Source organism: Actinomycetota bacterium, from assembly GCA_035759705.1.
In the GTDB taxonomy this organism is placed as follows: Bacteria; Actinomycetota; CADDZG01; order JAHWKV01; family JAHWKV01; genus JAJCYE01.
In genome coordinates this window covers 1-9,483 of record DASTUJ010000032.1, presented here as the reverse complement: position 1 = coordinate 9,483, position 9,483 = coordinate 1, and the positions used below count along the sequence as shown (strand labels likewise).

The window sequence follows — 9,483 nt, the reverse complement described above, 5'->3', positions numbered from 1 at the left end:
TCACCGCCCTTCTGCCGGGCGTTGCGTCAACGACGATTCAGTTTCTGGTCGCGAGCCTCATCGGTGTCTGGCTGACGTATGCGATCACTGTGGGAGTCGGGATCTTCTCGCAGGGGGAGGACCCGGGCGTGGGCGGGCTGGTGCGCCGAAGCCTCTCGGTGGGCCTGGTGCGGTTCGGATTCACCTCGCTGCTGTTCAACCTGGTTCTGGGGCTCATCGTAATCGTGGCCTTCATCCCGTTCTTCATGTCTCTGGCTTCGGCCGACCTCGACCGTCTGCTTCGATTCGACCTGGCCGACGGCGACATTTTCCGAATCCTCATGGGGTTTCTACTGAGCCTGCCGATCGTGATACTCGGGCTCCTGTTCGCCTACCTGAAGCTCGGTCTGGCAACCGCCGCCAGCGCTCTGGAGGGCACCGGTCCCGGCGCCAGCCTCGGCCGCAGCTGGACGATCACCAGGGGCCATATGTGGGAGTTCTTTGTGATGACTTTCATCACCGGCCTGATCACCGTCGCTCTTTCGTTTTTCCTTTCGGGGCCGGCCGCCATGGTGAGCTTCCAGCCCGAAGTTCCGGTGGGCTCGGAGTTTTCCGCCGATTTCTTCGAGGAGCAGATGTTTGGGCGGGAGCTCGGGCCGGTCGAAGCCGTCGTCACCGGTATCTCGGCGTACCTGACTACGGTCCTGTTGACCCCACTCGGCGCGGCGATGGTCGCAAACTTCTTCCTGCTGGTGAGAGACCCGGCGCTTAGGCTCGACTCGCTTCAGGGGCGAATGGTCCCTCTGCAGCAGCCCGAAGCATCACCAGCTCCGCCCGACGTCGCACCGCCCGTGCCACAACCCCCGGCGGACGGTCCGGAGGAGTCCCCCGGGTCACCGCCGCCCTCCTAGAAAACTTGACCGAAATTCTCGTCGGGGTCTCCGGCATCGCCCTCGACTCGGGAAGGGTCCTGCTGGTTCGCCGGGGCCGGGGGGCCTACGCCGGGCACTGGTCGCTCCCCGGAGGCAAGGTGGAGCCGATGGAGCCGCTGCGGGCCGCCCTGGTAAGGGAGTTCGCCGAAGAGACCGGGCTAAAGGTGGAGGTGGGTCGGCTTGCCGGCGTCAACGAAGCCATCGACCCGGAAGGCGCCTGGCACTACGTGATCGTGTCGTACTTCGTCGAGGTGAAGTCCGGCACGGCCGGCGCGGGAGACGACGCCGACGAGCTACGCTGGGTCGGGCGTAACGAGCTTTCAGATCTTGAGTTGACCCCTCACCTGGAACGGTACCTGGTTCAGTTCGGTTGTTGGGACGGATAGTCGCAAATCCTTGCACCGGCCCTTCGATTCACATAAATTTGCGACTCCCGATGTTTATCTCCCGTGTCTGCGTGGTACTAACCACGGTTCTGGTCGCCCTGTGCCTGGCCCCTGGGGCCCTGGCATCCGACGCGTCACCCCCTCCCCCACCCGGGACCACCATGCAGGCCGGCGTGCTGCTCGACATGGAGTCGGGCAACGTCCTGTGGGCCCGTGACGAGAAGACAATCCGGGCGCCGGCAAGCCTCACAAAAATCCTGACCGCCCTGGTAGCCATCGAGAACTCCGACCTGAACAAGCAGGGCGTCATCTCCAACGCCGCCCGCACCGTCCCCGGGGGGAGGATGTTCGCCGAGGAGGGCTGGACGATGACGGTGGGCGACATGTTGTGGGGCCTGCTCCTCCAGTCGGGCAACGACGCCGCTATCTCCCTGGCCGAGACGGTCAGCCCCGACGGGACGGTCGCCGGCTTCATGAAGATGGCGAACGACCGGGCTCACGAGTTGGGGGCGACCGATAGCACCTTCATGAACCCCCACGGTTTGGACGAGCCGGGTCACCAGACCACCGCCAAGGACCTGGCACTGCTCACCTCGGCCGCCATGCGAAACCCGACCTTCGCGCAGATGGTGAGCCAGAAGACCCACGTAGTCCCCTGGGGCGACGGGCAGAACCACCTGTTCATCAACCACAACAAACTGCTGTGGAGGTACCCGGGTACCGTCGGCGTCAAGACCGGCTTCACCAGCGACGCCGGCAACTGCCTGATCTCCGCCGTCCAGCGGGACGGCCACACGCTGATCGCAGTGGTCATGGGAACCGGCAACCACTACGCCGAGTCGACCGCCCTCTACGACTGGGGCTTCGCCAACCTACCGGCGCTGAAGGCCCACTCCGCTTACTCGATCCGCCCGGAGATGACGCCCCAGAACGCAGAGCTTCAGATCGACCCCGCGAGCTCCGAGCCCGGAGGGCTTGCCGGCGTTCAGCTCAGAATCCTGGTTCCGGCGCTTGCGATTGTCTGCCTGCTCGCCACGGCGATGGTGCGTCGCTACAGCCTGTACTTCTCCCGCACCTAGCCGGTAACGGCACAACGGGCCCTACTGTCACAGCTCGGTGACCCAGCCCGGGAAGCGATACCGGCTCCTTATCAGCCTGTTTCTGTCCTGCGCCTTTGTGGTCCCAACGGCCTGCGAGCCGAGCCAGGTTGACTCGGGCGCTCCGGTCACCATCTCCGGCACCCTGGCCAACCAGGCCGGAGAACCGGTTCAGAGGGAACTGGTCCTTGCGCCCCGGCTGGGAGGAGGCGAGTTGCTGGGTGGAACACTTTTGACCGGCCTAACGCTCGGCACCCTCTGCTTCGCCGACCGGCCCCCGGAGCCCTGTGCCTCCTTCTTCAGGGACGCCGACACCACCGAGAGCGCGGCCGGCGGTGCCTTCTCCTTCTCGATCAGCGGAGACGACGTTCAGACTTTTTTCGGCAATGCTCGCGTGATGGGCGTCAGCACCAGCCTGCCGGGGGCGCCGGGAACCGTGGAAGGCCCGGCCACCCTCACCACCTTTAAGGTTCAGACCGAGCGCCTCGACCTCGGGCCGATAAGGTTCTGGGAGCCCAGGCTCGTGACCACCACCGGCAAGGCGGAGTGGGATCCGATCCCCAAGGACTACGGCAAGGGGTCGGACTACCGGCTCGAGTTCACCTCGGACGAGGGCAGCCCCAACTGGAGCATGGAGTCAGACTCGGCGCAGGCCGCCTACGATCCTAGGGTCCTGGAGGACTCACTCGGGCGGGTGTCGGTGGTAGCCACGCGGAACGGAGTTGCCCCCGGCACCACCATGGAGTTCGCCTACCGCTCCGCCCAGGTCCCGTTCCGGAGCAGCGCCGGGGTTCCTGGGTCCCGGGGCAAAGCCTGTTTCCTACAGGACGGAAGCGGGCCCCTCGTTCCCATACCGGGGTGCAAGGCGACCGATGGCCGGCTGTCGGAGGACGCCGCCATCCCGGCTCCCGAACCCTCGAACCTGCCCGGCCCCTCCACCACCCCACCTCCGGGTGAGCCTAAATGGGTTGTCATCGACCTGGGCAGGCCGGTAGACGCTTCACTCGTCGTCCTGCGGGGATGCGACTGTGCGGTCGAAGGCTCGGCGGACGGAACGACCTGGTCGGAGATCGGCAGGGCGGACACTGCCGATGCCGAGATCGAGCCTCGCTCACGGACTCGCGTTCGCTACCTGCGGGCCGGCGGCCTACTGGAGTCGTTCTCCGGCCTGAGGGAGATCTCGGTCTGGTCCTAGCTCACCTCCGGCAAACCTCGTTTATACCTAGGATCACTTTGTTTTGGGGGATTGTGGCAGCTTCGCGACACGCCCACACTTGTCGTATGGGAGTCCGGCAGGGGCACGTCGAAAACGCCGCTTCACAGGCACATTGGGACGAGGCTTACGGAAGCCTTTCGGCTTCCGGCGTCAGCTGGTACCAGCCCCGCCCAACCCTCTCGGTCGACCTGATCTCGACTTTGGAGCTCCCAACGGCTACGCCGGTGATCGATGTGGGAGGCGGGGCGTCAACCCTGACCGACAGCCTGGTCCGAATGGGCTTCGTGGACCTCACGGTCCTGGACCTGTCGGGCACGGCCCTGGATCTTGCGAAGAAGCGGCTCGGCCCCGGCGCCCCGGTCGAATGGATACATGACGACCTGCTCACCTGGGAGCCGCGCCGTTCCTACGGACTGTGGCATGACCGAGCGGTCTTTCACTTTCTGACTCAGGAATACGAACGTTCGACCTACCTGGAGAAGCTGGGTTCGGCAATTACCAGACCCGGCTACGTGATCCTTGCTACGTTCGCCGCCGACGGCCCGGAGCGGTGTTCCGGACTACCCGTCGCACGCTACGGCGTCGAAGAGTTGACCGCAGTCCTGCTGACGGTAGGGGTAGAGGTTGTCGGGGGGTGCCGTGAGGATCACGTGACGCCCTCCGGGACGGTGCAGCCGTTCAGCTGGGTGATCGGTGGAGCGACCTAGAATCGACCTCGGTAGGCTGGACCGATGAACCAGCACGACGTCATCGAACAGATCGAGGCGCTCGGAGGCGTCGACGTCTTTGAGGCCGGCGGCGACTACTACCTCTTCTACGACCCCAAGGACGGCCGGCCGGTGGAGCACCTCCACCCCTTTGCCACGCTGGTCACCGCCGACCGCCACGACCCGGCGTCGAACCTGGACCGGGAAGGGGTCTACCGCCTGAATTTCGGAGTCGGCAAGAAAACCTACGAATCTCTCCTCGGACCCCGGCCCTCGTGGCCGAAGGACGGTGCGATGGTCGTGGAGACCGGCCACGACTACACCACTCTGGACAAGCTGATGCCGCACCCGGTCTACTCGCCGCAGTCGTGGATGTGCGTTCTCAACCCGAGCGAGGAGACCTTCGCCTCACTCCGGCCTCTTCTGATCGAAGCCTACGAGCGGGCCGCAGAGAGCCACAGGAAGCGGTCGGGTTAAAGCGTCTGCCGAACGACGAAATAGATCGCAAACGCGATGAGCATCCAGCCGAAAGCCTTCTTCAGCCGTTCCGCGTTGATCCGGGGAGCCAGCTGAGATCCCACGTAGGAGGCGGGGATGGAGCCGGCGGCAAACGTCAGGGCCACCGGCCAGTCGATCTGCCCGAGCGACGCGTGGGTGATCAGAGTTGGGATCGACAGCACCGCGATGACCGCAAGGCTGGTGCCCGCCGAGACCGGCATGGTCAGTCCCAACACGAGAAGAAACATCGGGACCAGCAGGAATCCTCCGCCGTTCGCCAGCAAGCCGGTGAGGAGTCCCACGCCGACCGCGCCGCCTACGACGATCCACGGGTTTTCGCGCCGGCGGTCGGCTTGGACGGTGGCCTCATCCGACAGGGGCTTTAGAACCCTCAAGCCGACGACGGCCAGGACCAAGCCGGAAACGATAAGCAGGACATCTCCGCCGACCACCCTCGACAACAGCGACCCGAGGACCGTCGCAGGAAGGCCGCCGGCGATCGAAAGCCGGGCGACCCGCCAGTCGACGTGCTTTTGCTGCGCGTAGCCGCGCAGGCCGGCGAACGCGGAGGCGAGCGTTGATGGCAGCGGAGAGGCGACGGCCAGCAGGGGCGGAACGCCGAGCAGGGCGAGGACGGGCGTTGCGAAGGAGGAGCCCCCGACCCCGAAGATCCCGAAGAGGATCCCCACCGCCGCCCCCCCGAGCGCAACTAGGGGAAGCGAGACCATCTAGGTTTGAGCCACCAGCCTGAGGCGCGGCTCGGCGTGCTGAACGCCGGCCTCGTGCGACCAACTGGAGACGAACGCGTGGCGGTCCCCACGGACGATGGTGTCCCTGCGCTCGAGTGGCCGGTCCCCGATCCAGGTCCTTCTCACGATTGTGAAAGCCGCGGCGCCCTTCGGCATCTCGAGCAGCTTGGCAACCGAGGGGATCGGGATTACCGGGTGAATGGTCTCCTGGCCGCGGGTCGGGACGATCCCGGCCTTGTCCCGCAGCTCGTCGTACAGGGCGGTGTGGGTGAAGTCGGTCTCCATCACCGGAGCCGCCAGAACTGCCGGTATCCAGATCCGATCCAGAGCCAGCGGCACACCGTCGGCCAGCCGCAGCCGCTCGAGGTAGAACAGGGGCAGGTCGGCATCCACTTCAAGCTCTGCCGCCACGATCACATCCTGTCTCAGCTCACAAGCCCGGACGACGCTGTCCTGCTTGGCGCCCTGGCTTTCAATCGCCTGGAACCAGCTGTACATGATCCCCACGGGAAGCTCGAACTGCGCCTGGCGGACGAACGTCCCTTTCCCTCTGTGCCTTTCCAGGCGAAACGACTCTCCCAATCTACGGACGGCATCCCGCGCGGTCTGCCGGCTGACCCCGTAAGTGTCCACCAGCTCCTGGTCGGTAGGCAGCCGCTCGGCGAAGTGGCCGGCCTTAAGCCTCCGGGTCAGTTCTTCTACCAGCTGTGCCCACAGCGGCATGGGGCTGGTGCGGTCGAGCGGCCTGACATCGATTTCGTGGGGTGGTTCTGTGGTACTCAACTGCTCTTCGCTTTTCTCCATGTCGATATAGTACTATGATTCGAATGTACGAACAATATAACTTATGGAGGTAGTGTGCTTGAGGTTCTGACCATCGAGACGCCGGGACTGGGCGATCGCAGCTATCTGGCTCACGACGGCAAGGTGGCGCTGGTTATCGACCCGCAACGCGACATCGACCGGGTCCTCGACCTTGCCGCCTCCGCCGGCGTCAAGATCACCCACGTTGCCGAGACCCACATCCACAACGACTACATCTCGGGCGGGCTGGACCTCGCACACCGGACCGGCGCAACCTACCTGGTCCACGCGGAGGACGATGTCGAGTACGAGCGGGAGCCGGTAGCCGATGGAGCCTCGGTTCAGGTTGGCGCTCTCACCGTGCAAGCCATTGCCACCCCGGGTCACACCCATCACCACCTCAGCTATCTGGTAAGTGAAGGCGACAGGCCCAAAGCGCTGTTCACCGGCGGTTCACTGCTCTACGGCAGCGTTGGACGCACCGATCTGAACGGCGAACATGTGGCCGAGGACCTTACCCGTGATCAGTACCGATCGGTTCGCAAGCTCGCGTCGATGGTTCCGGACGAGGTGGAGGTCTGGCCGACCCACGGCTTCGGCAGCTTCTGCTCCTCCGCGAAGACTTCGGGCGCCCATAGCGGCACCGTGGGAGACGAGCGCAAAAGCAACCTGGCGCTGACGATGGAGGACGAAGACCAATTCGTCGCCCAGCTTCTTTCAGGCCTGACCGCCTACCCCCGCTACTACGCCCACATGGCCCCCATCAACCTCTCGGGCCCAACCCCGTTGGACCTCACACCGCCGGGTGAGTTGGACGCGGAGCAGCTGCGCAGCCAGATCCGGTCGGGTCGCTGGGTGGTCGATCTGAACAATCGGCGAGCCTACGCCCGGGGCCACCTGCCCGGCACCATCTCGGTCGAGCTGGGCAAAAGCTTTGCCACCTACCTGGGGTGGGTGCTGCCCTGGGGGACACCCGTCACGTTGATCGGCGACTCGATGCAGGAGGTCGCCGAGGCCCAGCGGGAACTGGTGCGCATCGGAATCGACCGGCTGGAAGGAGCAGCAACCGGGGGCCGGGCCGAACTTGCCGGTGAGCAGGGTTTGGCGAGCTACCCGGTTGCCGACTTCAAAGCCCTGGCCGAAGTCCTGGCCGGTGACCACCCGCCGCTGGTCCTCGACGTCCGGCGCCACGACGAGCGGGCCGAAGGTTGGATCGCCGGATCGGTCCACGTGCCGCTACAGGACCTGGTCGACCACCTCAAGCACCTGCCCCATGGTCCGATCTGGACCCACTGCGCCAGCGGCTTTCGGGCCAGCATCGCAGCAAGCATCATCAGCCGGGGGGGCAAGCACGCCGTACACATCGACGACGAGTGGGACAGGGCCGCGGGCGCGGGTCTCGCGATGAACGGAACGGGCTCTGAATCTAGGCGTTCTTGAGTACGTACTGAAACAAATCGTTGGTAGTGCAGCACTTACTACGCCCACGACCTAGCGCGACCGCCGCCGGCAGCGACGGTTCGGCAGGCACGGCGAGACGCAAGGGGGGCACTAACAATGACGCAGGGTGCGGTCTATGTGCAGACGAACGAAGCCGAGAACAAGGTGGCTCACTTTGGACGCAACGCCGCAGGGGGATTGGAGCGGATCGCGGATCATGCAACAGGAGGCTCGGGTGATGGACAAGCGCATCTCGCCTCTCAGGGCTCGGTGGTTTTGGCTGCAGACGGCACCCACCTCCTGGTAGCCAACTCTGCCAGTGATGACGTCAGCGTGTTCTCCGTCGCCGACGATGGAAGTCTCGATCTCATCGGCCGCACGCCCGCCGGGCCGGCCCCGAAGAGCGTTGCCGAACACCGGGGCCTGGTCTACGTGCTCGCCTCAGGTGGGCCAACGGTGGCCGGTTTCACGCTCGGTGAGTCTGGGCTCGAGCCTCTTTCCGGCGCAGAACAGGCGCTGTCGCCGGATTCGGATCCTGCGCAGGTCGGCCTTACGCCGGATGGCTCGACACTCGTCGTGACGGAACGAGGCACGAATTCAATCACAGCAATCCCCGTGCAGGCCGACGGAAGGCTGGGAACGGGCCGGACGGTTCCCTCCTCAGGGCCCACCCCCTATGGGTTTGCGCTGACCGGGAGCGGGACATTGGTGGTGAGCGAAGCCTTCGGCGCTCAGAAGGGAAAGGCTGCGGCTTCCTCATACTCAATCGAAGGAGCTGAGATCACCCCGGTGACGAGGTCGGTGGGCAACGGTCGTAGTGAGATCTGCTGGGTGGTCGTTTCCCCGGACGGTCGTTATGCCTTTTCGACAAATTTCGCCGACGGAGCCGTGTCCCGGTACTCGATCGCAGACGACGGGAGCCTGAGCCTTGACGATGCGACTGCGGCTTTCTCAGTCGACGGCCGGCCGGGGCTGCGGGACCAGGGCCTAACGGCCGATGGGGACTTCCTCTATGCCATTGACGCCGACTCGGGGTCCATCTTCGGTTGGGGCGTCGCTCACGACGGGGCTCTCTCCCCGATTGGCTCGTGGGGGGGCCTGCCGGATACGGTTGCCGGGCTGGCATGCAGGTAGGAGTCGCTCACGAAGGGGGAGATCGTAGCTGACTGGCGGAGGATCGTGTCCGTCCCCGGGCGGCTGTTAGCAGCAGAATCACGACCGGGCGCTACGCTTGGATGTGAGCGATGACAACAGGCCCGCACGCTTGGCTTCCGAGGCAGGAGAGGGACTCTCAGTAACAGATTCCGTTGTAGGGAGTTGTAGGGAGCGCCTTCCTGATTCCGGATTGCCCACGTGTCTTCGGGAGCATCGGTGCGCTTGGTGCGATCGACTGGGCTCCGTTCACCCATCGCACTTTGAGTACTGAGTCCTTCGATCGAGTCCAGGTTCGAAGTGAGGTTTTGGACCGGGCATACAAGAGACTCGCTTCGACGCTTTGCCGAGACTAGCGGGAACGTTGATACCGCAATCGACTTCGTCCGGAAAGGATCCTTGGCCGGTCGGGGTCGATTCTGCGGGATCAGAAGTTGCTCCTGCCGCCGTTCAATCAGATTTAGCTATTCACCATGCCGTCTTCGAAGCAGGGCCGCGACTCTTCGAAAAGCTATATCGACTG

At 64.8% G+C, this 9,483-nt stretch carries 10 protein-coding genes; 8 read left to right on the top strand and 2 right to left on the bottom strand.

Features of this window, described 5'->3' with window-relative positions; genetic code table 11:
• The 6 genes from VFV09_01960 to VFV09_01935 all read left to right on the top strand — a co-directional run.
• Positions 1–890: hypothetical protein (locus tag VFV09_01960; protein HEU4866468.1), on the top strand; the 890-nt coding region annotated here is incomplete at its 5' end.
• Between the two features lie 5 nt (positions 891–895).
• Positions 896–1,297, top strand: coding sequence for an NUDIX domain-containing protein (locus VFV09_01955; GenBank protein HEU4866467.1), 402 nt, complete (start codon positions 896–898; stop codon positions 1,295–1,297).
• A 50-nt stretch (positions 1,298–1,347) separates the two neighbouring features.
• A complete protein-coding gene (locus tag VFV09_01950) occupies positions 1,348–2,376 on the top strand; it encodes a D-alanyl-D-alanine carboxypeptidase family protein (GenBank protein HEU4866466.1) in 1,029 nt (342 codons plus the stop codon).
• Positions 2,377–2,413: 37 nt separating this feature from the next.
• Entirely contained in the window at positions 2,414–3,589 is a 1,176-nt protein-coding gene (locus VFV09_01945) for a hypothetical protein (protein HEU4866465.1), read from the top strand.
• An 86-nt stretch (positions 3,590–3,675) separates the two neighbouring features.
• A complete protein-coding gene (locus tag VFV09_01940; GenBank protein HEU4866464.1) occupies positions 3,676–4,317 on the top strand; it encodes a class I SAM-dependent methyltransferase in 642 nt (213 codons plus the stop codon).
• 24 nt (positions 4,318–4,341) lie between these two features.
• Complete coding sequence (locus VFV09_01935; GenBank protein ID HEU4866463.1) at positions 4,342–4,794, top strand: DUF6194 family protein; 453 nt, start codon at positions 4,342–4,344, stop codon at positions 4,792–4,794.
• Here the strand turns inward: VFV09_01935 and VFV09_01930 are convergent.
• Positions 4,791–5,543 (bottom strand): sulfite exporter TauE/SafE family protein, encoded by a 753-nt coding sequence (locus VFV09_01930; protein ID HEU4866462.1) that lies wholly within the window; start codon positions 5,541–5,543, stop codon positions 4,791–4,793. The two genes, VFV09_01935 and VFV09_01930, sit on opposite strands and share 4 nt — an antisense overlap.
• A complete protein-coding gene (locus VFV09_01925; protein ID HEU4866461.1) occupies positions 5,544–6,368 on the bottom strand; it encodes a GntR family transcriptional regulator in 825 nt (274 codons plus the stop codon).
• Between the two features lie 54 nt (positions 6,369–6,422).
• Here VFV09_01925 and VFV09_01920 point away from each other — a divergent pair, with 54 nt between their 5' ends.
• Both VFV09_01920 and VFV09_01915 read left to right on the top strand, forming a co-directional pair.
• Positions 6,423–7,808: an MBL fold metallo-hydrolase gene (locus VFV09_01920; GenBank protein HEU4866460.1), complete on the top strand. Its 1,386-nt coding sequence runs from the start codon at positions 6,423–6,425 to the stop codon at positions 7,806–7,808.
• A 117-nt stretch (positions 7,809–7,925) separates the two neighbouring features.
• Entirely contained in the window at positions 7,926–8,942 is a 1,017-nt protein-coding gene (locus tag VFV09_01915) for a beta-propeller fold lactonase family protein (protein HEU4866459.1), read from the top strand.
• Positions 8,943–9,483 lie beyond the last annotated feature (541 nt).

Excerpts from the sequence above, each read along its gene's own strand:
- VFV09_01925 (HEU4866461.1), bottom strand. The coding sequence starts at position 6,368 with ATGGAGAAAAGCGAAGAGCAGTTGAGTACCACAGAACCACCCCACGAA.
- VFV09_01915 (HEU4866459.1), top strand. The coding sequence starts at position 7,926 with ATGACGCAGGGTGCGGTCTATGTGCAGACGAACGAAGCCGAGAACAAG.
- VFV09_01950 (HEU4866466.1), top strand. The coding sequence starts at position 1,348 with ATGTTTATCTCCCGTGTCTGCGTGGTACTAACCACGGTTCTGGTCGCC.
- VFV09_01940 (HEU4866464.1), top strand. The coding sequence starts at position 3,676 with ATGGGAGTCCGGCAGGGGCACGTCGAAAACGCCGCTTCACAGGCACAT.
- VFV09_01930 (HEU4866462.1), bottom strand. The coding sequence starts at position 5,543 with ATGGTCTCGCTTCCCCTAGTTGCGCTCGGGGGGGCGGCGGTGGGGATC.
- VFV09_01935 (HEU4866463.1), top strand. The coding sequence starts at position 4,342 with ATGAACCAGCACGACGTCATCGAACAGATCGAGGCGCTCGGAGGCGTC.